The 24,239-nt window shown below is 65.8% G+C and carries 25 protein-coding genes and 3 tRNA genes; 13 read left to right on the top strand and 15 right to left on the bottom strand.

Annotated elements, in window-relative coordinates:
* On the top strand, nucleotides 1–145 hold a 145-nt coding region (locus HMPREF2886_RS33470), incomplete at its 5' end, for a winged helix-turn-helix domain-containing protein (protein ID WP_033886846.1).
* Nucleotides 142–1,473: a sensor histidine kinase gene (locus HMPREF2886_RS18145; RefSeq protein WP_003143740.1), complete on the top strand. Its 1,332-nt coding sequence runs from the start codon at nucleotides 142–144 to the stop codon at nucleotides 1,471–1,473. The genes HMPREF2886_RS33470 and HMPREF2886_RS18145, both read left to right, overlap by 4 nt.
* Nucleotides 1,474–1,522: 49 nt before the next feature.
* Here HMPREF2886_RS18145 and HMPREF2886_RS18140 read toward each other — a convergent pair whose 3' ends face one another.
* The 4 genes from HMPREF2886_RS18140 to HMPREF2886_RS18125 form a co-directional block, all read right to left on the bottom strand.
* On the bottom strand, nucleotides 1,523–2,302 hold the full coding sequence (locus tag HMPREF2886_RS18140) for an ABC transporter permease (protein ID WP_003090884.1): 780 nt from the start codon (nucleotides 2,300–2,302) through the stop codon (nucleotides 1,523–1,525).
* The gene (locus HMPREF2886_RS18135) at nucleotides 2,299–3,231 is read right to left on the bottom strand and encodes an ABC transporter ATP-binding protein (RefSeq protein WP_033970958.1); all 933 of its coding nucleotides are present in this window, start codon (nucleotides 3,229–3,231) and stop codon (nucleotides 2,299–2,301) included. Before HMPREF2886_RS18135 ends, HMPREF2886_RS18140 begins: the two co-directional genes overlap by 4 nt.
* Nucleotides 3,232–3,306: 75 nt before the next feature.
* A complete protein-coding gene (locus tag HMPREF2886_RS18130; protein ID WP_042164889.1) occupies nucleotides 3,307–3,927 on the bottom strand; it encodes a glutathione S-transferase family protein in 621 nt (206 codons plus the stop codon).
* A gap of 114 nt (nucleotides 3,928–4,041) precedes the next feature.
* Nucleotides 4,042–4,713 (bottom strand): transglutaminase-like domain-containing protein, encoded by a 672-nt coding sequence (locus HMPREF2886_RS18125; RefSeq protein ID WP_033970961.1) that lies wholly within the window; start codon nucleotides 4,711–4,713, stop codon nucleotides 4,042–4,044.
* Between the two features lie 152 nt (nucleotides 4,714–4,865).
* Here HMPREF2886_RS18125 and HMPREF2886_RS18120 point away from each other — a divergent pair, with 152 nt between their 5' ends.
* From HMPREF2886_RS18120 to HMPREF2886_RS18110, 3 genes are all read left to right on the top strand, one after another.
* The gene (locus HMPREF2886_RS18120; RefSeq protein ID WP_003108955.1) at nucleotides 4,866–7,313 is read left to right on the top strand and encodes an acyl-CoA dehydrogenase; all 2,448 of its coding nucleotides are present in this window, start codon (nucleotides 4,866–4,868) and stop codon (nucleotides 7,311–7,313) included.
* A 128-nt stretch (nucleotides 7,314–7,441) separates the two neighbouring features.
* Nucleotides 7,442–7,822, top strand: coding sequence for a PA2816 family glutamine-rich protein (locus tag HMPREF2886_RS18115; protein ID WP_070747984.1), 381 nt, complete (start codon nucleotides 7,442–7,444; stop codon nucleotides 7,820–7,822).
* A gap of 58 nt (nucleotides 7,823–7,880) precedes the next feature.
* Entirely contained in the window at nucleotides 7,881–8,291 is a 411-nt protein-coding gene (locus HMPREF2886_RS18110; RefSeq protein ID WP_003090890.1) for a PA2817 family protein, read from the top strand.
* A 66-nt stretch (nucleotides 8,292–8,357) separates the two neighbouring features.
* Here the strand turns inward: HMPREF2886_RS18110 and arr are convergent, their stop codons facing one another.
* The 4 genes from arr to HMPREF2886_RS18090 all read right to left on the bottom strand — a co-directional run bounded on the left by arr (nucleotide 8,358) and on the right by HMPREF2886_RS18090 (nucleotide 10,672).
* Nucleotides 8,358–9,935 (bottom strand): aminoglycoside response regulator cyclic di-GMP phosphodiesterase Arr, encoded by a 1,578-nt coding sequence (arr, locus tag HMPREF2886_RS18105; RefSeq protein ID WP_033976080.1) that lies wholly within the window; start codon nucleotides 9,933–9,935, stop codon nucleotides 8,358–8,360.
* Between the two features lie 423 nt (nucleotides 9,936–10,358).
* Nucleotides 10,359–10,434: transfer RNA gene (locus HMPREF2886_RS18100), tRNA-Gly, on the bottom strand.
* Nucleotides 10,435–10,518: 84 nt separating this feature from the next.
* Nucleotides 10,519–10,594: transfer RNA gene (locus tag HMPREF2886_RS18095), tRNA-Gly, on the bottom strand.
* Nucleotides 10,595–10,596: 2 nt separating this feature from the next.
* Nucleotides 10,597–10,672: transfer RNA gene (locus tag HMPREF2886_RS18090), tRNA-Glu, on the bottom strand.
* A 217-nt stretch (nucleotides 10,673–10,889) separates the two neighbouring features.
* On the opposite strand from HMPREF2886_RS18090, the gene HMPREF2886_RS18085 reads away from it, so the two are divergent.
* Nucleotides 10,890–11,663 (top strand): hypothetical protein, encoded by a 774-nt coding sequence (locus tag HMPREF2886_RS18085; protein ID WP_033970966.1) that lies wholly within the window; start codon nucleotides 10,890–10,892, stop codon nucleotides 11,661–11,663.
* A gap of 61 nt (nucleotides 11,664–11,724) precedes the next feature.
* Entirely contained in the window at nucleotides 11,725–12,387 is a 663-nt protein-coding gene (locus tag HMPREF2886_RS18080; RefSeq protein ID WP_033970968.1) for a glutathione S-transferase family protein, read from the top strand.
* 9 nt (nucleotides 12,388–12,396) lie between these two features.
* On the opposite strand, the gene HMPREF2886_RS18075 is transcribed toward HMPREF2886_RS18080, so the two are convergent.
* Together HMPREF2886_RS18075 and HMPREF2886_RS18070 are read right to left on the bottom strand one after the other, a co-directional pair.
* Complete coding sequence (locus HMPREF2886_RS18075) at nucleotides 12,397–12,879, bottom strand: GAF domain-containing protein (RefSeq protein ID WP_003090905.1); 483 nt, start codon at nucleotides 12,877–12,879, stop codon at nucleotides 12,397–12,399.
* Nucleotides 12,876–13,766, bottom strand: a complete 891-nt coding sequence (locus HMPREF2886_RS18070; protein ID WP_003090906.1) for an ATP-binding protein — start codon at nucleotides 13,764–13,766, stop codon at nucleotides 12,876–12,878. The genes HMPREF2886_RS18075 and HMPREF2886_RS18070 overlap by 4 nt, the downstream gene beginning before the upstream one ends.
* Before the next feature lie 82 nt (nucleotides 13,767–13,848).
* Between HMPREF2886_RS18070 and sagS the strand changes: the two genes are divergently transcribed.
* Nucleotides 13,849–16,209: a two-component system sensor histidine kinase/response regulator SagS gene (sagS, locus tag HMPREF2886_RS18065; protein ID WP_033976078.1), complete on the top strand. Its 2,361-nt coding sequence runs from the start codon at nucleotides 13,849–13,851 to the stop codon at nucleotides 16,207–16,209.
* 18 nt (nucleotides 16,210–16,227) lie between these two features.
* Here the strand turns inward: sagS and ospR are convergent, their stop codons facing one another.
* From ospR to msrB, 3 genes are all read right to left on the bottom strand, one after another.
* Nucleotides 16,228–16,719, bottom strand: coding sequence for a hydroperoxide stress response transcriptional regulator OspR (gene ospR, locus HMPREF2886_RS18060; protein ID WP_033973889.1), 492 nt, complete (start codon nucleotides 16,717–16,719; stop codon nucleotides 16,228–16,230).
* On the bottom strand, nucleotides 16,716–17,201 hold the full coding sequence (locus HMPREF2886_RS18055; RefSeq protein WP_024917022.1) for a glutathione peroxidase: 486 nt from the start codon (nucleotides 17,199–17,201) through the stop codon (nucleotides 16,716–16,718). Before HMPREF2886_RS18055 ends, ospR begins: the two co-directional genes overlap by 4 nt.
* Nucleotides 17,202–17,312: 111 nt before the next feature.
* Entirely contained in the window at nucleotides 17,313–17,711 is a 399-nt protein-coding gene (msrB, locus tag HMPREF2886_RS18050; RefSeq protein ID WP_033973891.1) for a peptide-methionine (R)-S-oxide reductase MsrB, read from the bottom strand.
* A gap of 184 nt (nucleotides 17,712–17,895) precedes the next feature.
* On the opposite strand from msrB, the gene HMPREF2886_RS18045 reads away from it, so the two are divergent.
* From HMPREF2886_RS18045 to HMPREF2886_RS18030, 4 genes are all read left to right on the top strand, one after another.
* Nucleotides 17,896–19,107, top strand: coding sequence for a pyridoxal phosphate-dependent aminotransferase (locus HMPREF2886_RS18045; protein ID WP_033973892.1), 1,212 nt, complete (start codon nucleotides 17,896–17,898; stop codon nucleotides 19,105–19,107).
* A 51-nt stretch (nucleotides 19,108–19,158) separates the two neighbouring features.
* A complete protein-coding gene (locus tag HMPREF2886_RS18040) occupies nucleotides 19,159–19,596 on the top strand; it encodes a hypothetical protein (RefSeq protein WP_033973893.1) in 438 nt (145 codons plus the stop codon).
* 148 nt (nucleotides 19,597–19,744) lie between these two features.
* Complete coding sequence (gene htpX, locus HMPREF2886_RS18035) at nucleotides 19,745–20,620, top strand: protease HtpX (protein WP_003090915.1); 876 nt, start codon at nucleotides 19,745–19,747, stop codon at nucleotides 20,618–20,620.
* A gap of 140 nt (nucleotides 20,621–20,760) precedes the next feature.
* Entirely contained in the window at nucleotides 20,761–21,888 is a 1,128-nt protein-coding gene (locus HMPREF2886_RS18030; protein WP_033973894.1) for a M14 family metallopeptidase, read from the top strand.
* 31 nt (nucleotides 21,889–21,919) lie between these two features.
* On the opposite strand, the gene HMPREF2886_RS18025 is transcribed toward HMPREF2886_RS18030, so the two are convergent.
* A complete protein-coding gene (locus HMPREF2886_RS18025; RefSeq protein WP_033976072.1) occupies nucleotides 21,920–22,576 on the bottom strand; it encodes a thiopurine S-methyltransferase in 657 nt (218 codons plus the stop codon).
* A 55-nt stretch (nucleotides 22,577–22,631) separates the two neighbouring features.
* Nucleotides 22,632–23,078, bottom strand: a complete 447-nt coding sequence (locus tag HMPREF2886_RS18020) for a universal stress protein (RefSeq protein ID WP_033976070.1) — start codon at nucleotides 23,076–23,078, stop codon at nucleotides 22,632–22,634.
* Nucleotides 23,079–23,207: 129 nt separating this feature from the next.
* Between HMPREF2886_RS18020 and HMPREF2886_RS18015 the strand changes: the two genes are divergently transcribed.
* Nucleotides 23,208–24,167: a LysR family transcriptional regulator gene (locus HMPREF2886_RS18015; protein WP_079387295.1), complete on the top strand. Its 960-nt coding sequence runs from the start codon at nucleotides 23,208–23,210 to the stop codon at nucleotides 24,165–24,167.
* Nucleotides 24,168–24,239: the final 72 nt, after the last annotated feature.

The following is a 24,239-nucleotide window of genomic DNA, read 5'->3' as shown; positions in this document are numbered from 1 at the left end:
CTGGGACATGAACTTCGACAGCGACACCAACGTCATCGAGGTGGCCATCCGCCGCCTGCGCGCCAAGGTCGACGACGACTACCCGCAGCGCCTGATCCATACCGTGCGCGGCATGGGCTACGTTCTCGAAGAGCGCGACGAATGAGCGCCGGGTTCGGCTCGCGGATGTCCCTCGGCGTCCGCCTGAGCCTGCTGTTCGCCGCCTGCACGGCGGCGGTCTCGCTGATCGCCGGGTTGATCTTCAGCAGGGCCATCGACGAGCATTTCGTCGAGCTCGACCATATGGCGATGTCCGCCAAGCTCGCTGTGTTTCGCGATGAGCTGCGCGGCCTCGGCTCGGAACAACAGATGCGCCGCCGCGAAGCGGAACTGCTGCGCGAACTGGCACGCCATCCGGACCTCGGCCTGCGCCTGAACGGCCCGGATGGCAGCCTCTGGTTCGAGCGCCTGCCGCAGCCTGCGCACCCCGGCCTGCCCGCCAACCGCGAACTCGGCGCCCCGCTGGAGCCCGGCAACGACGCTTCGCCGCGACTCACCGTGATCCTCGATATCAGTCATCACCAGCACTTCCTGCAACGCATGCGCCAGTTGATCTGGCTGACCATGAGCCTGTCGGCGCTGGCCACCGCGCTGCTCGGCGCCTGGGCCACCGGCGCCAGCCTGGCGCCGCTGCGACGGATGCGCGAGGTCGCCGCGCGGGTCTCCGCCAACTCCCTCACCACCCGCCTCGACGCCAGCCGGATGCCGGAGGAGCTGCGCGGCCTGGCCGGCGAGCTGAACGCCATGCTGGCGCGCCTGGAAGAAGCCTTCCAGCGCCTCTCGGCGTTCTCCGCCGACATCGCCCACGAGTTACGCACTCCGCTCACCAGCCTGCTGACCCAGACCCAGGTGGTATTGTCCCGCCCGCGCTCGCTGGAGGACTATCGCGAGGCCCTGCACGGCAACCTCGAGGAGCTGGAACGGCTCACCGCGATGGTCAACGACATGCTGTTGCTGGCCAAGGCCGATCACGGCCTGCTGGCTCCCAGCCGCCAGGCCCTGGACCTGGGCGCGGAAGTCGACTCGCTGCTGGAGTTCTACCAGCCGCTGGCGGAAGACCGCGACATCCGCCTGCTGCGCGAAGGCAGCCTGAGCCTGCCCGGCGACCGCGGCATGCTGCGGCGGGTGCTGGCCAACCTGCTGGACAACGCCCTGCGCTTCACCGCCGATGGCGGCGAGATCCGTATCCGTCTCGGCGACCGACGCCTGAGCGTGGAGAACCAGGGCCCGGCGATTCCCCCCGAGCGCTTGCCGCGCCTGTTCGACCGGTTCTATCGTGCCGATCCGGCGCGCCGCGAAGGCCAGGGTGAACACGCCGGCCTCGGCCTGGCGATCTGCCGCTCCATCGTCCAGGCCCACGGCGGCGAGATCCGCTGCGAGTCTGCCGACGGCTGGACCCGTTTCGTCATCGATTTCGCTCGCCCGCGCCGATGAAACGCGAAGCCCCCATGGCGGGGGCTTCTGTTTCACGCCTTCGAGCGCTTCATTGGCGCATGCCGCGCCCGCTCACCAGCAGCCTTACGCAGCCGAGATAGAGCACCGCGGTGGCCAGCAGCATGAAGCCGATGGCCACGCCGATGCGAATGTCGGAGACGCCGAGGATGCCGTAGCGGAAGGCGTTGACCATGTGCAGGATCGGGTTGGCCAGCGACACCGTCTGCCAGAACGGCGGCAGCAGGTTGATCGAGTAGAACACCCCGCCCAGGTAGGTCAGCGGCGTCAGCACGAAGGTCGGGATGATCGAGATGTCGTCGAAGTTGCGCGCGAACACCGCGTTGATGAAACCGCCCAGGGAGAAGATGGTCGCGGTCAGCACCACCACCAGCACCGTGATGCCCAGGTGGTGCACCTGCAGCTTGGTGAAGAACAGCGACAGCATGGTCACGATCACCCCCACCGCCAGGCCGCGCAGCACGCCGCCGATGGTGTAGCCGAGGAGGATGGTGTGCGGCGATACCGGCGACACCAGCAGTTCCTCCACCGAACGCTGGAACTTGCTGCCGAAGAAGCTCGACACCACGTTGCCGTAGGCGTTGGTGATCACCGACATCATGATCAGGCCGGGCACGATGTATTCCATGTAGGTGAAGCCGCCCATGTCGCCGATCTGCCGGCCGATCAAATTGCCGAAGATCACGAAGTACAGGACCATGGTGATCGCCGGCGGCAGCAGGGTCTGCGGCCAGATCCGGGTGAAGCGGCGCACCTCGCGGTAGACGATGGTGTTCAGGGCGACCAGGTTGGCGCTCAGCTCGCTGCTCATCGGGCGATCCTCGTCAGGTTCTTCTCCACCAGCGACACGAACAGCTCCTCCAGGCGATTGGTCTTGTTGCGCAGGCTCAGTACCTCGATGCCTTGCGCGCCCAGTTGGGCGAACAGATCGTTGATGCCCTGGCTTTTCTCCACCTGCACTTCGAGGGTGTGATCGTCCACCAGCCGCGTCGGGTAGCCGTCGAGAGTCGGCGGCAGGGCCTGGACGTTCTTCAGGTCGAGCAGGAAGGTTTCCGAATGCAGGGTCATCAGCAGGTCGCGCATGCTGGTGTTCTGCACGATCTCGCCGTGATCGATGATGGCGATGTTGCGGCAGAGCTGCTCCGCCTCTTCCAGGTAGTGGGTGGTGAGGATGATGCTGATGCCTTCCTGGTTGAGTTCGGTGAGGAAGCTCCACATCGAACGGCGCAGCTCGATGTCGACCCCGGCGGTGGGCTCGTCGAGGATCAGCAGGCGCGGCTGGTGGACCAGCGCGCGGGCGATCATCAGGCGCCGCTTCATGCCGCCGGAGAGCATCCGCGAGGCTTCGTTGCGCTTGTCCCACAGGCCCAGCTGGGTCAGGTAGCGCTCGGCGCGCTCCTTGGCGACCTTCGCCGGGATGCCGTAGTAGCCGGCCTGGGTCACGACGATGTCGAAGACCTTCTCGAACTGGTTGAAGTTGAACTCCTGCGGCACCACGCCGAGGCAACGCTTGAGGCCGGCCGGGTCCTTGTCGAGGTCGTGGCCGAACACCGAGACCGAACCGCCGGTCTTGTTCACCAGGGTCGAGAGAATCCCGATGGTGGTGGACTTGCCCGCGCCGTTGGGGCCGAGCAAGGCGAAGAAATCACCTTCGGCGACGTCCAGGTCGATGCCCTTGAGGGCCTGGAAACCGTTGCCGTAGGTTTTCGTCAATTGACGGATGGACAGGGCGGAACTCATTAGGCTTCCCGTGTCGGAAGGTGAAGAGGAAGAGCTAGATAAGGCTACGGGTAACAAAATGCAACAGTAGCCGGCTCAGGTCAGTTCGGTCATTACCGCGGTGCGGAACGCCGGGCGCTCGCGCAAGCGCAGGTACCAGGCCTCGAGGTGGGGCAGCGGCGGGCGCTCGATGGGCATCTCGAACCAGGCGTAGATGAAACAGCCCAGGGGAATGTCACCCATGCCGAAGCGTTCGCCGGACAGCCAGGGTTGGCCGGCCAGGGCCTGGTCCGGCACCCGCAGCAACTCGCCGCAGGTCTGCAGCGCCTTTGCGATCAGGGCCTCGTCGCGTTGCTCCGGCGGCGTACGCAACGTTCCCCAGAACAGGTCGCGGAACGGCCCGGCGAGAGTCGAGGTGGTCCAGTCCATCCACTTGTCGGCGTCGGCGCGGCGCACCGGGTCCTGCGGATAGAGGTCGCCCGGCGCATAGCGGGCGGCCAGGTAGCGGACGATGGCGTTGGACTCCCAGAGGACGAAGCCGTCGTCCTCGATCACCGGCACCCGACCGTTCGGGTTCATCGCGCGGAACGCCGGCTCATCCACCAGGCCGAACGCCCCGCCGGCATCCACCGTCCGGTACTCCAGGCCAATCTCCTCGGCGCACCACAGCGCCTTGCGCACATTGCTCGAGTTCTTCCGGCCCCAGATGGTCAACATACTCTGCGTTCCCTCTTCGGTTGATGCGGCGGATGGGTCGCCGGAGCGCCCGGACGACATGCCGCACCCTACCGAGGATGGACCGAAGAAGGAAGACGCGCCGGCTGATGGTGACTATCGACGCCCTTCATCTTGCCCGGCCTCGGCCTGGAAATCGCCGTCCAGGGCCAGCGGGCAGCCGGAGAACAGGTGCGGATAGTGCTGCTGCAGGTGGGAGAAGAACAGTTCCTCCGGCAGGTCGGCGAACTGGCCGTGATCGGCCAGGTACTCCATGTAGCGCTCGCCCTGGCGGTTGAACGGATGGAAGACGCTGTCGGCGACGCCGTCGAACTCCAGCGGGGCGACGTCGAAGGCGCGGCACAAGGCACGGTTGAACGCCGGGGTGGCCTTCACCCAGCGGCCCGCGAGGTACAGCTCGGTATAGCCGTGCATGGCGAACACCTCGCTGCGCAGCGCCTCCAGCAAACGTGGTGTGGCCAGGTGGTTGCGCACGTCGGCCAGGCCGATGCGCGCCGGAATCCGGCAATGCCGGGCGCAGGCGGCGAGCAGGATGGCCTTGGGCACGCAATAGGACTCGCCCTGCTGCAGCGCGTGGCTGGCCTTCAGGGTCTGCGGATCGCGGCTGAACACGTAGGGGTTGTAGCGCACCCCGTCGCGTACCGCGTAGTACAGCGCGACCGCCTGGTCACGCGGTTTCGCCGAATTGCCCCGGGATTTTTCTGCGAACTCCACCACCACGGGGTGGTCACTATCCACGAAGCGGCCGGATTGTAGGTAGGACTGCATGGCGGGCTCCCGGCGGGCAATTTGTCCCAGTCTAAACGGGAAGTTTTCGCCTATAACGTGACAAACCGGCCAAGCTGACCGGCCCTGCCGCCAAACGGCGGCAAACGGGCTAAGCTCGAGACGCCGCCTGGCGTCTTCATGGAGGATTCCGCATGTTGTTGCTCTGGTTAGTCGTACTGGTACTCGGTGTCGCTTACCTCGCCCATCGGCGTACCCCACCCGCTCCCGCGCTCGGCATCAGCGCCGCCTACCTGATCCTGATGGGCGTGTTCAGCCACGCTCCCGGCTGGCTGCTGCTGGTCTTCTGGCTGCTCTGGCTGGCGGTGGCGCTTCCCCTCGCCCTGCCCGACCTGCGCCGGCGCGTGCTCAGCGGTCCGCTGTTCGCCTGGTTCCAGAAAGTCCTGCCGCCGATGTCCGACACCGAGCGCGAGGCCATCGAGGCCGGTACCGTGTGGTGGGATGGCGAATTGTTCAGCGGCCGCCCGGACTGGCAGAAGCTGCTCGACTACCCCAAGGCGCAACTCACCGAAGAAGAGCAGGCCTTCGTCGACGGCCCGACCGAAGAACTCTGTGCCATGGTCAGCGACTGGGACATCGGACAGCGCATGGACCTGCCGGAAGAAGCCTGGGCCTTCATCAAGCAGCACGGCTTCTTCGGCCTGATCATTCCCAAGGAGTACGGCGGCAAGGGCTTCTCCGCCTTCGCCCACTCGCAGGTGGTGATGAAGCTCGCCACCCGCAGCGGCGACCTGGCCTCGACGGTGATGGTGCCGAACTCCCTCGGCCCGGCCGAGCTGCTGCTCCACTACGGCACCGACGAGCAGCGCCAGCGCTACCTGCCGAGCCTGGCCAAGGGCGACGACATTCCCTGCTTCGCCCTCACCGGCCCCTACGCGGGCTCCGATGCCGGCGGCATGACCGACGTCGGCATCGTCTGCAAGGGCGAATGGGAAGGTCGCGAGGTGCTCGGCCTGCGCCTGACCTGGGAAAAGCGCTACATCACCCTCGGTCCGGTGGCCACCCTCCTCGGCCTGGCCTTCAAGTGCCACGACCCGGACCATCTGCTGGGCGACGAGGAGGACCTGGGCATCACCCTGGCGCTGATCCCCACCGACACCCCCGGGGTCGAGATCGGTCGCCGCCACGTGCCGCTGGGCGCCGCCTTCATGAACGGTCCGAACTCCGGCAAGGACGTGTTCGTGCCGCTGGAGTACATCATCGGCGGGCAGGAAATGATCGGCAAAGGCTGGATGATGCTGATGAACTGCCTGTCGGTCGGACGCTCCATCTCGCTGCCGGCGGTGGGCACCAGCGCCGGCAAGGCCAGCAGCTACGTCAGCGGTCGCTACGCCCAGGTCCGCGAGCAGTTCAACGTGCCGATCGCCGCCTTCGAAGGCATCCAGGAGGCGCTCGCCCGCATCGGCGGCAACGCCTGGCTGATGGACAGCGCGCGAATCCTCACCGCCAACGCGGTGGACCTCGGCGAGAAGCCCTCGGTGCTTTCGGCGATCCTCAAGTACCACCTCACCGAGCGCGGCCGCGAGTGCATCGCCCATGCCATGGACATCCATGGCGGCAAGGGCATCATCATGGGCCCGAACAACTACCTGGGTCGTTCCTGGCAGGGCGCGCCGATCTTCATCACGGTGGAAGGCGCGAACATCCTCTCGCGCAACCTGATGATCTTCGGCCAGGGCGCGATCCGTTGCCATCCGTACGTACTCAAGGAGATGGAACTGGCCCAGCGCGAGGACAAGGACCAGGCCGCCCGCGAGTTCGACGCGCTGCTGGTGAAGCACATCGGCTTCGCCGTCGGCAACGCCGCCAGCAGCTTCCTCCTCAGCCTCAGCTGCGGCCACCTCGGCAACGCGCCCGGCGACCGCATCAGCCGTCCCTACTTCCGCGCGCTGAACCGCCTGGCGGCGTCCTTCGCCCTGCTCGCCGACTTCAGCATGATGCTGCTGGGCGGCGAACTGAAGCGCAAGGAACGCCTCTCCGCGCGTCTCGGCGACGTCCTCAGCTATCTCTACCTGGGCTCGGCGGCGCTCAAGCGCTACCACGACCTGGGCAACCCGGACTACCTGCATCCGCTGCTGCGCTGGGCCATGGAGGAAAACCTCGGCAAGGCCGAGGCGGCGCTGGAGGACCTGCTGAACAACTTCCCCAGCCGCTTCTTCGGCTGCGCACTGAAGGTCCTGGTACTGCCGTTCGGCCGCCGGCACAAAGGGCCGGGCGACGAACTGGACGCCGAGATCGCGGAAATCCTCGGCCGTCCGGACGACGACCCGGCGTTGCAGGCGATCCTCGCCGGCGCGTTCCTGCCGAAGGACCCGCAGGACCCGGTCGGTGCCCTCGCCCACGCCTTCGACGCGGTACGCGAAAGCGCCGCGCTGGAGAAAACCCTGCACAAGGCGATCAAGGAAGGCAGGGTCCAGCCGCAAGCGGGGCAGAACCCGATCGATGCCGGCGCCGCCGCCGGCGTGCTGAGCGCCGAGCAGGCGCAGGCCCTGCACCAGGCCGAAGCGGCACGGCGCAAGGTGATCGACGTCGACGACTTCGCCAAGGAAGAACTGCAACTGGCCGACGGCAGGATCCGCTGACACTCCGCGGCAAAGCGACGGTCGCAAGCGACAAAGGCGCCTTCCGGCGCCTTTGTCGTCTTCACCCACCCAGCCCCGGGCGATTGGCTAGAATCGACGGGCACATCCCTGACGTACGGGAGGCCATCATGCTCAAGCTACTTGCCACCGGCCTGGCAGCCTCGTTTCTCCTCCTGCCCCTGGTGCAGGCCGCACCGCCGGCGCCCTATGGCGTACAGCCGCACCAGCAAACCGTGCAGCGCGCCGCCGAGCAACGCCAGCGCCAGCTCCAGGAACAGCGCCAGCGCTTCGACGAACAACGCCTGCAACTGCAGCAGGACCAACTGCAACGCCAGCAGCAGAACCTGCAGCGGCAACGGCAGCAGCGGCAAATGCAGGACAACCTGATCCGCCAGCAGCAACTGGACCAGCAACGCTGGCGCCTGGAGCAGGACCAGCGGCGCCTCGACAGCGAACGCCGGCAACTGGAAAACCGCCGGCGCCAGAGCCAGTCCCCGGCGATCCGCTGAAACTGGCCGGCGCCGCGAAACCCTTTATACTGCCCAGCTTTTTTCCAGAGGACCCGTCATGGCCAACTCCTACCTCGAGCACCACCTCGCCCTGCTCCAGCACCTGCGCAACATCCTCGGCGCCCTGGGCGAGGCCGAGCAGGTGCCGGAAGAAAACCACGGGCTGTTCCTCGAGCGTTTCGACGAACTGATGGACGAGCTGCCACGCGACCCGGAAGGCGCCCAATATCTCGGCCAGGACCTGATTTCCCAGGTCTTCCACCGCTATCCGCAGATCGCCCACCTGGTACCGCGCGACCTGCTGTGGTTCTTCGGCGGCGATTGCCTGCACTTCATGCCGGACGAAGAGATCGACCTGTTCCAGCGCCTAGACGAGCGCCGCTACGAAGCCGAAGAGCGCGGCGAAACGTTCGACTGGAACCGCGAAAAGCAGTTGCTCGCGCTGCCCGAGGACAGCCCGCGGCACTGAATCGCCTCGCGCCGGACGCACGCCGGCGCGACTCTTTGCGCTTCCGCCGCACGCTCGTCTGCCCCTCTAGCTCGCCGCTACCCGCGCCTCGCGCTCTGCGCCGCGCCGGCTGTTGCGCCACGCCCAGAGCTCGGCCGCCTTCAGCGGCGGGGAAAACAGGTAGCCCTGCCCCCACTGGATGCTGTGCCCGCACAAGTACTGTTCCTGCTCCCGGGTCTCGATGCCTTCGGCGGTCATGGCCAGGTCCAGGCGCTGCGCCAGCGTGATGATCGTCTCCAGCACCACGGCATTCACCGATCCGCTGCCGACGCTGCTGACGAACGAGCGATCGATCTTGAGAAAGTCCGCATGCAGCTTCTGCAGGTGGGACAACGAGCTTTGCCCCGTGCCGAAATCGTCCAGCGCCCATTGCACGCCAAGCTCGCGCAGTTGCTGGATGTTGTGCTGCAACTGCGCATCGTGCGGCAGCGCCTCGCGCTCGGTGACTTCCAGGACCAGTTGCGGGCCTTCGCTGCCGATGGCGCCGAGCAAACGCCGCACGTCGTCGACGAACCCATGGCCCGCCAAGTGCGAGCCACTGACATTGACACCGAGATGATCGCCCGCCCCCAGGCCCAGTTGCGCCAGGTCGGCGGCGACCAGGCCGAAGATGTGCCGGGTCAGATCGCCGATCATGCCGTTGTCTTCGGCCAGGGGAATGAAGATGTCCGGCCGCACCTGACTCCTGTCCGGCCGCTGCCAGCGCACCAACGCCTCGACGCCCCGGCACTCTCCGGTATCGAGGTGGATGATCGGCTGGTAGACCATGTGGAACTCACGGGCGCGCATGGCCCGATACATGTCGCCGACCAGCGACAGCCGGCGACGGCAGAACAGGTGCGCCAGATATCCCGCCAGCAACGCGGCCAGGAGGATGAAGGGGGCGTAATGCCGCCAGGCATCGGCACGATAGGCGCTGGCCAGCGCGGGAGCGACCGCCACCCGCACCTCGACCGGAAACCTTGCCGAAGCCGCCACGGCGACGCCATCACCGGTGGCGGGCGCGCCGCCGGGTAGCTGTCTCTGCGACTGTCTCAGGACCATCTGCACCTGGAACTGTTCGTCGTAGGAAGCCGCCTGCTGGATATCCAGCAGGTACTGACCGTCGATTATCGCCAGCACGCCGGATCCGTTTTCATCGCCACGCGACATGATGACCGAAGCCCGCTCCGGTACCTGCGGCGTCGCGTTGCTGGGGGTGATGCGCTGCCCGGCCGGTAGGCTGCCCAAGGCCTTGAAGGCCACCTGCAACGGCAGGTCGTGCAACTCGCCCCGCAGGGAGGAACAATAGACGTTCTCGCGTTCCACTAGGACCAGCGAGCGGAAATACGGGCTCAGCATGGTCATCCGGGTCAATCGGCCCAGGACCTCCCGGCACGGCTTGCCCACCGCCTCCTGGCTCTTGTCCAGGCTGTCCGAGACAACGCCGAGCAGGGTGTCCAACTGGCGAAGAATGGCGACAGAGGTTACCGCGGCCTCGCCTTCGGCACGCATCCTGGCCTGCTGGTACACCAGCGGCGCCATGAGCAACGGGACGGCCGCGAGCGCGGCGATCACGATACCGAAATGAAAGAGACTGTCCCGCCGCGGCCTGCCGATCTGCATAGGTGCCACGCTCCCGCGCAAGTTGCACGAAGCCCGCCCGGGATTGCCGGGATCAGGGTCATGTCCGTATGAGGTTGAAAATACAAGCACGAAGCCGACAACGTCCGGCGACGGGAACACCCCGACAGAGCCGGCTCGCTCGCGCCAGCCTGCACCTACTTGCGGCGCAACGCAGCCGGTGCCCGGAACGAATCTTACCCCAGAAGCCTGGCGAGCGACCGCGCCCGCCTCCGCCGCCGAACGCGACGGGAAAGGCGTCCAGCGCGCGGGCCCCGGGACGTCCTCGCTACCGCGAGACAGCGGGGCTTGAACGGCAGAACGAGGCAAGAAAGGAGACCGGGACGAGCAGCCTGGCGCGCAGAAACGAAAAAAGGGCCCGAAGGCCCTTTTCTCTTCGACCCAGGCCGAAACCTGGGTCATGTTTGGAGCGGGAAACGAGACTCGAACTCGCGACCCCGACCTTGGCAAGGTCGTGCTCTACCAACTGAGCTATTCCCGCGTTACAACTTGTTGCCCGTTCGGCCGAAACCGAACCTTTGACGCCTAACTTTCATCAACCCCGCCGAAGCCAGGCTGTAGAATCTGGAGCGGGAAACGAGACTCGAACTCGCGACCCCGACCTTGGCAAGGTCGTGCTCTACCAACTGAGCTATTCCCGCAATGGCGTCCCCTAGGGGACTCGAACCCCTGTTACCGCCGTGAAAGGGCGGTGTCCTAGGCCACTAGACGAAGGGGACGCGGCCCGGAACTTACAACAGATCTTTCCGGCTTCCAGTGTTTCGCGTTTGGCTTCACGCTGGAAGTGGCGCGCATTTTATGGAGCGTCCGGGGAGGCGTCAACCCTTCTGAGAAAATTTTTTTAAATCAAAGACTTCTGTGCAAATAATGAGCTGCTGCTATCAGTGGTAGCACCAAGACATTAGACTAAGAAAATTCTTACAGCGGAGTCTCAAGGTGTCGCCACTCCTCATTACCGCCCTCATCATCGGCGGGATCGCCCTCCTCATCGCCATTGGCTATATCAACCACGTGGTGGAAAACAGCAAGCTGGAGAAAGCGCGCCTGAAGGCCGAACTCAACGACCGGGTCCGGCGCTGCGCGCAGATTTCCGAGAGCCTTCCCGGCCAGTTCGTCAGCCCGTCGCTGAAGCTGTTGATGAGCCAGATCGAGCTCAGCCTCAGCGAGCAGCAACTGGCGTTGGAGAAGAAAGCCGATGCCGGGCTCAAGGCTCGTATAGAAGAGTTGCGCGCGCTGGTCGCCAAGGGCGAGTCGATCCCGGTGCGCAATCCGCCCCAGGCGATCCTGACCGAGGACAAGGCCAAGGAAGTCCGCTTCCTCTTCGAAGCCCTGCATGCCCAGCTCACCCGTTTCACCCAGGACGGCCACCTGCCGCGCAGCGAGGCGCAGATCTGGGTCAAGGAAATCCGCCACCTCCTGGTGCGCCTGCATATCGAGTTCTTCGGCAATCTCGGCCAGCAGGCCCTGCAGCAGAACGAACCGCGCCAGGCGCGCCTGGCCTTCGAACGCGGCGCCCAGTACCTGCGCAAGCAGCCCGAGCTGGCGCGCTACCAGGCGGAGCTGCAGCAGATGGAGGCGCAACTGGCCCGCGCCAATGCGATGGTGCTGAACAACAGCCAGCCGGCGAGCGAGGACCCCAGCGAACTCAACGAGGGATTGAAGGCCCTCGATGCAGACGACCTGTGGAAGAAGAAGAACGTCTACGACTGACTCCGGCCTGCCCACGGAAGCCGTGCTATAACCCAGGCTCATATCGACCGAGGAAATCGCTATGAGCCTGACACTCTACGGAGCCCCGCTGTCTCCGTTCGTCCGCAAGGTCCGCCTGCTACTGGCCGAAAAGGGCCTCGACTACCAGCTGGAAGCGATCGCCCCGTTCGGCCAGCCGGCCTGGTATCGCGAGATCAGCCCGCTGGGCCGCATCCCGGCGTTGCGCGACGGCGACCTGGCCCTCGCCGACTCCAGCGTGATCTGCCAGTACCTGGAAGAACGCTATCCCGAACCGCCGAATCTCCAGGGCGAGGCCCCCGCCGGCCGCGCAGCGGTGCGCTGGCTGGAAAAATACGCCGACTACGAGATCGCTCCCCTGGCCACGCTGACGATCTTCCGCAACCGGATACTCAAGCCGGCGATGGGCCAGGCCTGCGAGGAGAACGACGTACGTCGCGCGCTGGAGGAAAAGCTGCCAGCGCACTTCGATTACCTGGAAAACCATCTCGACGGCCGGGCCTTCTTCGTCGGTGAGCGGCTGACCCTCGCCGACCTGGCGATCGCCAGCCAACTGGTCAACCTGCGTCACGCCGGCGAAAACCTGGACGAGCAACGCTGGCCGGCCCTCGCCGCGCATTTCGCGCGGATGCTCGAACGCCCGGCGATGCAAGCGCTGCTGCCGGGGGAACGACGGACCCTCGACAAGCTCGCAGCGAAAGCCTGAACGCGTCGCTCAGCAGTCCGTCAGGCGCAGGAATATCTCCACCAGGCCTTCGATCCCGGCCTGGTCCTCGGCGCTGAAGCGTCCCACGCTCGGGCTGTCCAGATCGAGCACAGCGACCAGGCGGCCGTCCTTGAGCAGGGGCACCACCAGTTCGCTGCTGGAAGCGCTATCGCAGGCGATGTGGCCGGGAAACGCGTGGACGTCGTCGACCCGCTGGGTCAGCCGGGTACGCGCCGCGGCGCCGCAGACGCCCTTGGAGAAGGGAATGCGGACGCAGGCGACCTTGCCCTGGAACGGCCCCAGGACCAGTTCCTCGTTGCGGTTCAGATAGAAGCCGGCCCAGTTCAGGTCGCCCAGCTCATGAAAGAGAAAGGCGGAGAACTGCGCGGCGTTGGCGATGAAATCGCGCTCGTCGGCGAACAGCGCCTCGGCCTGCGCCGCCAGCAGGGCGTAGCCGGCCAGCCCGGCGCCAGATTGCTGCAGATCGATCATGCCTGGCGCTCCAGCAGTTGCTTGCCCACCCAGTAGCGGGAGAACTGATAGGCGCAACGGCCGTTGCGGTTGCCGCGGCCAAGCGCCCAGCGGATCGCTTCCTTCTCGAGCTCCTCGCTCCAGCTCCAGGCCAGCCCGGCCTTCTCCGCGAGCACGTCCACCCAGTGGCGAACCACGCTGAGGAAATGCTCCTGGGTGAAGGGATAGAACGACAGCCACAGGCCGAAACGGTCGGACAAGGCGATCTTGTCCTCCACCGCTTCGTTGGGATGCAGCTCGCCGTCCACCATCTTCCAGTTCTCGTTGTCGCTCTGCTTCTCCGAAACCAGGTGCCGGCGGTTGGAGGTGGCGTAGAGCAGCACATTGTCCGGCGCCTGTTCCAGCGAGCCGTCGAGCACGCTCTTGAGTACCCGGTAGTCGCCTTCCCCGGCATCGAACGAGAGGTCGTCGCAGAACAGTACGAAGCGCTGCGGCAGGCCTTGCAGTTGCTCGACCACGCGCGGCAGGTCGGCCAGGTGGTCGCGCTCGATCTCGATCAGACGCAGCCCGGCGCCGGCCAGCTCGGCCAGCAGTGCACGAACCAGGGAGGACTTGCCGGTCCCGCGGGCCCCCCAGAGCAAGGCGTGGTTGGCCGGCTGGCCGGCGACGAACTGACGGGTGTTGCGTTCCAGTTGCTCGCGCTGCCGCTCTACACCCAGCAGGTCGGCCAGGCGCAGGTCGAGGCTGACCTCCAGCGGCTGCAGGTAGCCGCTGCGGCCGTCGCGGTGCCAGCGCGCCGCCAGGCTGCGCTCCCAGTCGACGGCTTCGCGTACGGCCGGCAGCAGCGGCTCCAGGCGCGCGAGCACGCTTTCGGCGCGGGCAAGAAAATCGCTCAATCGGGAATCCATTGTGTTCTCCTCGGATCGGACTGACGTCACGGATCGATCATCGGTTGCGCCCAGGAACCCCGACAGACGGTCGGGATGGGCTATGCTAGGCGGCAGAACCTCGCCAAGGCTGATCCCCGCCCCCATGGATATAGCGCTGACCCATCGCCTGTCGTTCAAACAGGCCAGCCTCACCGTGCTGGTGGCCTTTATCCTGGGAACCCTGCTCAGCCTGATTCAGGTTGGCGTCGATTATGCCAGCCAGGACGCATCCATCAATCGCGAAGTGCGCGCGCTGCTGGACGTCAGCCACAACCCCGCCGCGCGAATCGCCTACAACATCGATGCGGAGCTGGCCCAGGAGCTGGTCCTCGGCCTGCTGCGCTCGCCCGCCGTGGTCCGTGCGGAAATCATCGACACCTCCGGCCTGCCGCTGGCCAGCGCCTCGCGCGAACCCGCCGAAAGCCGCCTGCGGCCGCTCAGCGACTTCCTCTTCGGCCACAAGCGGGTCTACGAGGACCCGTTGCATGTCGACCATGCGCCGGGCGAGGCCCTCGGCGTACTGCACCTGGAAATCGACACCTTCGTGTTCGGCAACGACTTCCTCCGTCGCGCCGGCATCACCCTGCTCTCCGGCTTCGTGCGCAGCCTGCTGCTGTCGCTGATCCTGCTGGTGCTCTTCTATACCCTGCTGACCAAGCCCCTGGTCAGCCTGATCCAGGCCCTCAGCGGACACGATCCACGCTCGCCGGCACGCATGCGCCTGCCCTGCCCCAAGGGCCACGAACGCGACGAGATCGGCGTGCTGGTGGAAGTCATCAACCGCCAGCTCGGGCGCATCTCGGTTGAGATCGAACAGCGCCGGGAGGCGGAGAACCGCCTGACCCAGTACCTGGAGGAGCTGGAAAGCATCGTCGCCGCCCGTACCGCCGAGCTGAAGGCAGCCAACGCGCGCCTGACGCTGTCCAACCAGGAACTCGAAGAAGCCCGCCAGACCGCTCTCGACATGGCCCAGGCCCGCGCCAGCTTCCTGGCCAACATGAGCCACGAGATCCGCACCCCGCTGAACGGCCTGCTCGGCATGCTCTCGCTGAGCCTCGACGGCCCGCTTACCCCGGAACAGCGCCAACAGCTGTCGATCGCCCACGACTCCGGCAAGGTGCTGGTGGAATTGCTCAACGACGTGCTCGACCTCTCCAAGTTCGAGGCCGGGCAACTGGTCCTGGAACAGATCCCGTTCGACCTGGGCGTCCTGGTGGAAGACACCGCCAGCCTCCTCTCGCAGAACGCCGCGGCCGGCGTGGAGCTGACCTGCCTGGTCGACCCCACCCTGCCCGCCCAGGTTTCCGGCGACCCGACGCGGATCCGCCAGGTCGTCAGCAACCTGCTGTCCAACGCGCTGAAGTTCACCCGCCTGGGGCGGGTCGACGTTCGCGTGGAAGCCACCGCCGAGGGTGTGCGCATCAGTGTGCGCGACACTGGCATCGGTATCGCCCAGGAGGCGCTGGATCGCATCTTCCAACCGTTCACCCAGGCCGACGCGGGTATCACCCGCCAATACGGCGGCACCGGCCTCGGCCTGGCCCTCACGCGCAAGCTGTGCGAGGCCATGCAGGGCGAACTGACGGTGGAGTCGACGGTCGGCCTGGGCAGCCTGTTCAGCGTCGGCCTGCCGCTGGCGCCGGTCAGCCCTCCGCTGCAGGCGCTGCCGCTGCGCGGCCGGGTGATCGCGCAATGCTCGGCCAACAGCGGGCTGGCGCAGCTGCTGCAAACCTGGCTGCCACGCTGGGGCCTGGAGTACAAGCGTCTGGAGACCGACGACAGCCTGCTCGGCCACTCGCTCGACGTACTGATATCGGATTGCCCGGATTGCCTGATGGGACTGCGTCCGAGCATCGGTACGCCGATCCTGCTGGTCACCGCCTACGGCAGTTTCCTCGAACCGGAGCTGGCCCGCCGCCTGTCGCCGTTGCGCCAACTGGCCAGGCCGCTGAGTCGCAACCAGTTGTACCAGGCCCTGAAACACGTGCTCGAACACACCGCCATAGCCCCGTCGAGCGCCTCGGACACCACGGGAGAACAGCGCAACACCAGGGTCCTGCTGGTGGAGGACAACCCGGTCAACCAGTTGGTCGCCAAGGGCCTGCTGCACAAGCTCGGCTGCCAGGTATGGATCGCCGAACACGGGCTGAATGCCCTGAAGATGCTGGAGGAGCATCCCATCGACCTGGTCCTGATGGACTGCAACATGCCAGTGATGGACGGCTACGAAGCGACCCGGCAGATCCGCGACAGCGGACGCTGGGGCGGCCTGCCGATCATCGCACTGACCGCCAACGCCCTGCCGGACGAGCGCGAACGTTGTCGCGCCGCCGGCATGGACGACTACCTGGCCAAGCCCTTCCACCGCGACGAACTGAAAGCCATCCTCGACCGTTGGTGCCCGCTCACCGCGGGCGACTAGCCGGTCTCGCGACGACGGCTAGCCCCCCACCGCCAGACGGAAGCGCGACAACAATCCGCCCAGGCGCTGGTGCAGGTCGAACATCTCGTTGAGGTCGAAACCGGTGCTGCAGATCAGTTGCTGGCGCAGCGGAATGACCCGTTCGCGCAAGGTGATCCCCGGCACCGTCAGCGTCAGGTGCACTTCCCGCTCATCGTGACTGGCACGACGACGATCCACCAGGCCGAGCTGTTCGAGACGCTTGAGCAAGGGCGTCAGTGTTCCGGAGTCGAGCAGCAGGCGGTCGCCCAGGGCCTTCACCGTCGGCTGCTCCGGCGGGCTCGCATGCCACTCCCAGAGCACCAGCATGACCAGGTACTGCGGGTAGGTCAGGCCGATCTGTTCGAGCAGCGGCCGATAGCCGCGGATCACCGCGCGCGAGGCGGCGTACAGCTTGAAGCACAGCTGGTTGTCGAGCAGCAGCGACTCTTCGACGCCATCCGGCCTGGCGACTTGTCCCTGGGCGTTCATCCAAGCAGCGCCTCGATCGCCGAGCTCAGTTCCTCCGGCTTGGTGGTCGGTGCATAGCGCTTCACCACCTGGCCATCGCGGCCGATCAGGAACTTGGTGAAGTTCCACTTGATGCCCTGGCTGCCGAGCAGGCCCGGCGCGCGCTTCTTCAGGCTGACGAACAACGGGTGGGCGCCGGCGCCGTTGACCTCGATCTTCCTGAACAGCGGGAAGCTCACCCCGTAGTTCAGTTCGCAGAACTGCGAAATCTCGCCCTCGTCGCCCGGTTCCTGCTTGCCGAACTGGTTGCAGGGGAAGCCGAGCACCACCAGGCCGCGCTCACGGTATTTTTCCCACAAGGCCTCCAGCCCCTGGTACTGCGGGGTAAAGCCACATTTGCTGGCGGTGTTCACCACCAGCAGCGCCTTGCCGCCGAAATCGGCCAGGGTCTTCTGTTCGCCCTTGATGGTGGTGCAGGGAATGCTCAGCAGCGAATCGCTCATGGCTTGTCTTCCTTGTCGTGGGTAGGCCTGGAAACAAAGTAGCTCGCAACTCAATTGCACACAACCTAATTGAGTGAAAAACGACCCGAACCAAAGACGGGTCGTCGCTCTCTAGCTCTCCCGCGGCACCAGCTTCAGCGAGGCCGAGTTGATGCAGTAACGCAATCCGGTGGGCCGGGGGCCATCCGGGAAGACATGCCCCAGGTGGGCATCGCAGCGGCCGCAGCGGACTTCGATGCGGTGCATGCCGTGGCTGAAGTCGTCCAGTTCGCGGACCGCCTCGGCGTCCACCGGTTGGAAATAGCTCGGCCAACCGCTGCCGGAGTCGTACTTGGCGTCGGAGTCGAACAACGCCGTGCCACAGCAGGTGCAGCGATAGATCCCGGGGGTCTTGGTGGCGTGGTATTCGCCACTGAAGGCGCGTTCGGTTCCGCCCAGGCGACAGATGTGGAACTGCTCCTCGGTCAACTCCTCGCGCCAGGAGTCCAGGGGTTTGTCGATCTTGCTCATCGGCTCTACCTCGCGATCTGAAAAATGCCCGGCGCTCCCTTTTCCGGGGGACGGGCCGCACGTATCATGCGTGCTCCTTATAGACGCCAGTCTGTCATCCGCGTTACAGCCTGCCAAGCCGCGATCCAGTGGGCTTTTCGCAGCCTGTTCCACGGTGTTCGCTCACTTCGGGACTCGACACATCATGCAGGTCAGCAAATCGAACAAGCTCGCCAACGTCTGCTATGACATTCGCGGGCCGGTGCTCAAGCACGCCAAACGCCTAGAGGAAGAGGGTCACCGCATCCTCAAGCTGAATATCGGCAACCCGGCGCCGTTCGGTTTCGAAGCTCCCGAGGAAATCCTCCAGGACGTCATCCGCAACCTGCCGACCGCCCAGGGCTACAGCGACTCCAAGGGTCTGTTCAGCGCCCGCAAGGCAGTGATGCAGTATTACCAGCAGAAGCAGGTGGAGGGCGTCGGCATCGAGGACATCTACCTCGGCAACGGCGTGTCGGAACTGATCGTGATGTCCATGCAGGCGCTGCTGAACAACGGCGACGAGGTGCTGATCCCCGCTCCCGACTACCCGCTGTGGACCGCCGCCGTCAGCCTCGCCGGCGGCAAGCCGGTGCACTACCTGTGCGACGAGCAGGCCAACTGGTGGCCGGACCTGGAAGACATCAAGGCGAAGATCACTCCGAACACCAAGGCGATGGTGATCATCAACCCGAACAACCCCACCGGCGCGGTGTATTCCAGGGAAGTACTGGAAGGCATGGTCGAGCTGGCCCGCCAGCACAACCTGGTGCTGTTCTCCGACGAGATCTACGACAAGATCCTCTACGACGGCGCCGTCCACGTCTCCACCGCCTCGCTGGCGCCGGACGTGCTCTGCCTGACCTTCAACGGCCTGTCCAAATCCTACCGGGTGGCCGGCTTCCGCTCCGGCTGGGTGGCGATCTCCGGGCCCAAGCAGCGGGCGCAGAGCTACATCGAAGGCCTCGACATCCTCGCCAACATGCGCCTGTGCGCCAACGTCCCGGCGCAGCACGCGATCCAGACCGCCCTGGGCGGCTACCAGAGCATCAACGACCTGGTCCTACCGCCGGGGCGCCTGCTGGAGCAACGCAACCGCGCCTGGGAACTGCTCAACGACATCCCCGGCGTCAGCTGCGTGAAGCCGATGGGCGCGCTGTACGCCTTCCCGCGGATCGACCCGAAGATCTGCCCGATCCACAACGACGAGAAGTTCGTCCTCGACCTGCTGCTCTCGGAAAAACTGCTGATCGTCCAGGGCACCGCCTTCAACTGGCCGTGGCCCGACCACTTCCGGGTGGTCACCCTGCCCCGCGTCGACGATCTGGAGCAGGCGATCCTGCGCATCGGCAGTTTCCTCAAGGGCTACCAGCAGTAAACTCCCCGTTCCCGCGGCGCCACTGGCGCCGCCCTGCCTGGCGCCCCATCCATGGACCTGCAGATCGACGACTTCCACAAGGACGCCGCTGGCGGCCTCCTGCTTCTCTACCAGGCGTTTCCGCGCAAGACCGCGCTCTACGTCGAAGACCTGATCGGTCGCGAGGCGCCGGACGAGTTCGGCCTGCCGAGCAAACGTCACCAAAGTTGTCTGGGCGCGCTGCTCTGGCTCGCCGAGGAAGGCTACCTGCGCTTCGCCAGCACCATCCATTACGAGGCTCTCGACCAGGCGGTGCTCAGCGAAAAGGCCTTCCTAAGACTTACCCGTATCGTTCCCCGGGCCGCGGCGGCGCTGGCCGAGGCGCCGGCCAGCGTGCGCCGCGAACAGGCCAGCCTGGCCAACCAGTTGCGCCAGGCGCTCGCGCAGGGCGACGGCGAACGCCTGGCCGGGCTGACCCGCCTGCTGTTCGAGGGCAACCTGGGCGCGTAAGGCGACACAGTTTGAAATAGTCCCTCGATTGAATCGCCATGGACCGCCCCTTATATAACCCCGCATGATTATCAGGAGCCCGTTCGCCCGCCCCGGCGGCCTGCGAACCGCGCTCCGTGCCTTCAGCCGTGAGGAGAAGCTTTACACCATGATGCGCATCCTGTTGTTCCTGGCCACCAACCTGGCAGTCCTGGTGATTGCCAGCATCACCCTGAAACTGCTCGGGGTGGACCGCTTCACCGGCCAGAATTACGGCAGCCTGCTGGTCTTCTGCGCCGTGTTCGGTTTCGCCGGTTCGCTGGTCTCGCTGTTCATCTCCAAGTGGATGGCGAAGATGAGCACCGGTACCGAAGTCATCAGCCAACCGCGCACCCGTCACGAACAGTGGTTGCTGCAGACCGTCGAAGAGCTGTCCCGCGAAGCCGGCATCAAGATGCCGGAGGTCGGCATCTTCCCCGCCTACGAGGCCAACGCCTTCGCCACCGGCTGGAACAAGAACGACGCGCTGGTCGCGGTCAGCCAGGGCCTGCTCGAACGTTTCTCGCCCGATGAGGTGAAGGCCGTCCTGGCCCACGAGATCGGCCACGTCGCCAACGGCGACATGGTCACCCTGGCGTTGATCCAGGGCGTGGTGAACACCTTCGTGATGTTCTTCGCGCGGATCTTCGGCAACTTCGTCGACAAGGCCATCCTGAAGAACGAGGACGGTCCGGGCATCGGCTACTTCGTCGCGACCATCTTCGCCGAACTGGTGCTCGGCATCCTCGCCAGCATCATCGTCATGTGGTTCTCGCGTCGCCGCGAGTTCCGCGCCGACGCCGCCGGTGCCCACCTGGCCGGCACCGGCGCGATGATCGCCGCGCTGCAACGCCTGCGTTCGGAACAGGGCGTGCCGGTGCAGATGCCCGACACCCTGAACGCCTTCGGCATCAATGGCGGCCTCAAGCACGGCCTGGCCGGCCTGCTGATGAGCCACCCGCCGCTGGAGGATCGCATCGAAGCGCTGCGCGCCAGCGCACGCTGATCCGCTTTCACACTTGGGACAGGGCGACCATCGGTCGCCCTTTTTTTATGTCGGGAAAACCACCTATCCATGGTCGCTTTGACAGCCGCGGGCCAGCCCCGGAACATGCGGGTTCCGTGATTTCGCCCGATGAGGTTCCCATGCAGATCCGCGCCGATTTCGACAGCGGCAACATCCAGGTCATCGATGCCAGCGATCCCCGCCGGATCCGCCTGGCGATCCGTCCCGACCTGGCCAGCCAGCATTTCCAGTGGTTCCACTTCAAGGTCGAGGACATGATCCCCGCCACAGAGCACCGCTTCACCCTGACCAACGCCGGACAGTCGGCCTACAGCCATGCCTGGAGCGGCTACCAGGCAGTCGCCTCGTACGATGGCGAACGCTGGTTCCGCGTACCGTCGCAGTACGACGCCGACGGTCTGCATTTCCAGCTGGAACCGGAGGAAAGCCAGGTCCGCTTCGCCTACTTCGAGCCCTACAGCCGCGAACGGCATGCCCGCCTGATCGAACGTGCGCTCGGGATCGAGGGCATCGAACGGCTCGCCGTCGGCACCAGCGTGCAAGGCCGCGACATCGAATTGCTGCGGGTCAGGCGCCATCCCGACAGCCGCCTGAAGCTGTGGGTCATCGCCCAGCAGCATCCCGGCGAACACATGGCCGAATGGTTCATGGAAGGCCTGATCGAGCGCCTGCAGCGGCCGGACGATACGGAAATGCAGCGCCTGCTGGAAAAGGCCGACCTGTACCTGGTGCCGAACATGAACCCGGACGGCGCGTTCCACGGCAACCTGCGCACCAACGCCGCCGGCCAGGATCTCAACCGGGCCTGGCTGGAGCCGAGCGCCGAGCGCAGCCCGGAAGTCTGGTTCGTCCAGCAACAGATGAAGCGCCATGGCGTCGACCTGTTCCTCGACATCCACGGCGACGAGGAAATCCCCCATGTGTTCGCCGCCGGCTGCGAGGGCAACCCGGGTTATACGCCCCGCCTGGAACGGCTCGAGCAACGCTTCCGCGAGGAACTGATGGCGCGCGGCGAATTCCAGACCCGCCATGGCTATCCACGCAGCGCGCCGGGCCAGGCCAACCTGGCGCTGGCCTGCAACTTCGTCGGGCAGACCTACGACTGCCTGGCGTTCACCATCGAGATGCCGTTCAAGGACCACGACGACAACCCGGAGCCCGGGACCGGCTGGTCCGGCGCCCGCTCCAAGCGACTCGGCCAGGACGTCCTGAGCACCCTTGCGGTGCTGGTCGACGAACTCCGCTGAAAATGGACGGGGCGCCGCGCGGCGCCCCGTTTCAGCCTCTCTCCAGCAGGTAGACGGCCTCGTCCAGCCAGGACACCCCGCGCTCGAGGAATTTCCAGTTGACGCCGAGCACGTCGCCGCGCTCCAGTTCCTCGATCCGCCAACCGCCAGCGTAGTAGCCACGCACCTCCTCGTCGGGCACGGCGAACGGCGGACCGGCCATCTCCGCCTGCGGGTAGTCGATGGTGACCAGCAAGCCCAGACTGCGCGTCGGCAGGACCGCCTGGAGATGCCCGGCATAGCGCTCGCGCATTTCCGGCGGCAGGGCGATCAGCGCGGCGCGGTCGTAGAACGCCCCGCACTGCGCCAGGTGCTCTGCCTGCAAGGCGAAGAAATCACCCTGCAGCAGGGTGATGCCGGCAACCCGGTAGCGGCGGAAACCACCCAGTTGATCGATCTCGGGGCGCAGGTCGTGCTCCTCGAAGAAGTCGCTCACGGCCTTTTCCGAAAGCTCCACCCCCAGCACATCCAGTCCCTGGGCGGCCAGCCAGGCCAGGTCCAGGGTCTTGCCGCACAACGGCACCAGGATCTGTTCGCCCGCTTGCAATCGCAGCCGCGACAGGTGGCGCATCAGGTAGGGATTGACCTCGTCCAGGTGGAAGCCGATCTGGTTGTTCGCCCAGCGGGCGTGCCAAAAATCCGCCTGCATCCTGCCCTCCGCATTCGTGGGAAAAACCGCAAGGTGGCGACAATCGGCCGGCAGGTCAACTCCCCTGCGCATCTTCCTCGCGCACTTCCACCAGCACCGGACACGGCGCCTCGCGGATCACCCGGTCGCCGACCGAAGGATCGAGCAGGCGCTCCAGCCGTCCCAGGTGCCGATGGCCGATGACGATAAGCTCGCAGCCCAGGCGCCGAGCCTCGCCCAGGATCACCTGCACCGGGTCGCCGGCGCGCAGCTCGGCCCATACCTCCAGCTCGCACCCGGCTAGCAGCGCACGGGCCTCGTCGAGCACCTGCCGGGCCTCTTCGCACTCGTGCGCGGCGGGCGGATAGTCGAGCAGCGTCGGCCGGCCCGGCAACGCATAGCCGGCGTCCACCGCGCACAGCAGGTGGACCCGCGCGCCGGGCGCGGCGGCCTGCCGCGCCAGCTCGGCAATGCGACGGGTCTGCGGGCCGCCGTCGATGGCGACCAGGAGCGTATGGAACATCGGCAAATCCTCGGATAGAGCGTGCACCGGCATTCTTCGGCAGCCACCGGTGCGCGTAAAGGCACCGCGAACGCAATCCAGCAATGCAGCGAACGCACGCCTGGGAGGACGAAATACTGCACCTTGCGCATGCCTGGGTGCTTATACTTCCACTCCATGCATCTTCCCGATCTGAATCTCCTGGTCGCTCTCAACGTTCTTCTCGAAGAGGGCAGCGTGGTCGGAGCCGCGCGCCGCATGCACCTCAGCCCACCGGCGATGAGCCGTACCCTGTCACGGATCCGCGAGGCGGTAGGCGACCCGATCATGGTCCGCGCCGGCCGCAAGCTGGTGCCCACGCCCCACGCCCTGGAACTGCAGGAGCAGGTCCGGCAACTGGTGGACCAGGCCCGCGACCTGTTCAACACCCGCGAGACCATCCAACTGGACAAGCTGGAGCGCTGCTTCACCCTGCGTTCCAACAACACCCTGGTCGGCGGCCTGGCCACCCGCATACTGGAAGTTTTCAGCAAGGAAGCGCCACGCTGTACCCTGCGCTTCGCCTCGGAATCGGACATAGACGACGAAGCCCTGCGGCAGAACCGCATCGACCTCTACATCGGCGCCTCGTCCTGGATGGAGCCCGAGGTCAAGACCCAGCAACTGCTCACCACCCGCTTCGTCGGCCTGGCCCGCCAGGGGCATCCGATCTTCGACGGGGACATCACCCCGCAGCGCTTCGCCGCCTTCCCCCACATCAGCGTCTCGCGCCGCGGGCTCCACCACGGCCCGCTGGACCAAGCCCTGGGAGAGTTGGGGGTGACCCGCCAGGTCAAGCTGGTCTGCGCAACCTTCCATTCGGCGATCTTCGCCCTGCCCGGTTCCGACCTGCTGTTGCCGATCGCCGAGCACTCCCTGTGGCGGGCCAACCGACTGGGCCTGGGCCTGCGCCAGTTCGACATCCCGGTGCCGTTGAAGACCGTGATGGTGGTCCAGGCCTGGCATCCACGCTTCGACAACGATCCCGCGCACCGCTGGTTCCGGCAAACGATCAAGCGGATTTGCGAGGAAGTGCAGAACGATCCCCATCCGCTGCTTGGCTCCAACTGAAAAAGATGCAAAAAATGCACTGATTCATTTCGATCATTTCAGTTTTCACACTACCGGGACGCTCCTAGACTG

Origin of the sequence: Pseudomonas sp. HMSC066A08, from assembly GCF_001813025.1 — a bacterium.
In the GTDB taxonomy this organism is placed as follows: Bacteria; Pseudomonadota; Gammaproteobacteria; order Pseudomonadales; family Pseudomonadaceae; genus Pseudomonas; species Pseudomonas aeruginosa.
This window is presented reverse-complemented; position numbering and strand designations above follow the sequence as displayed.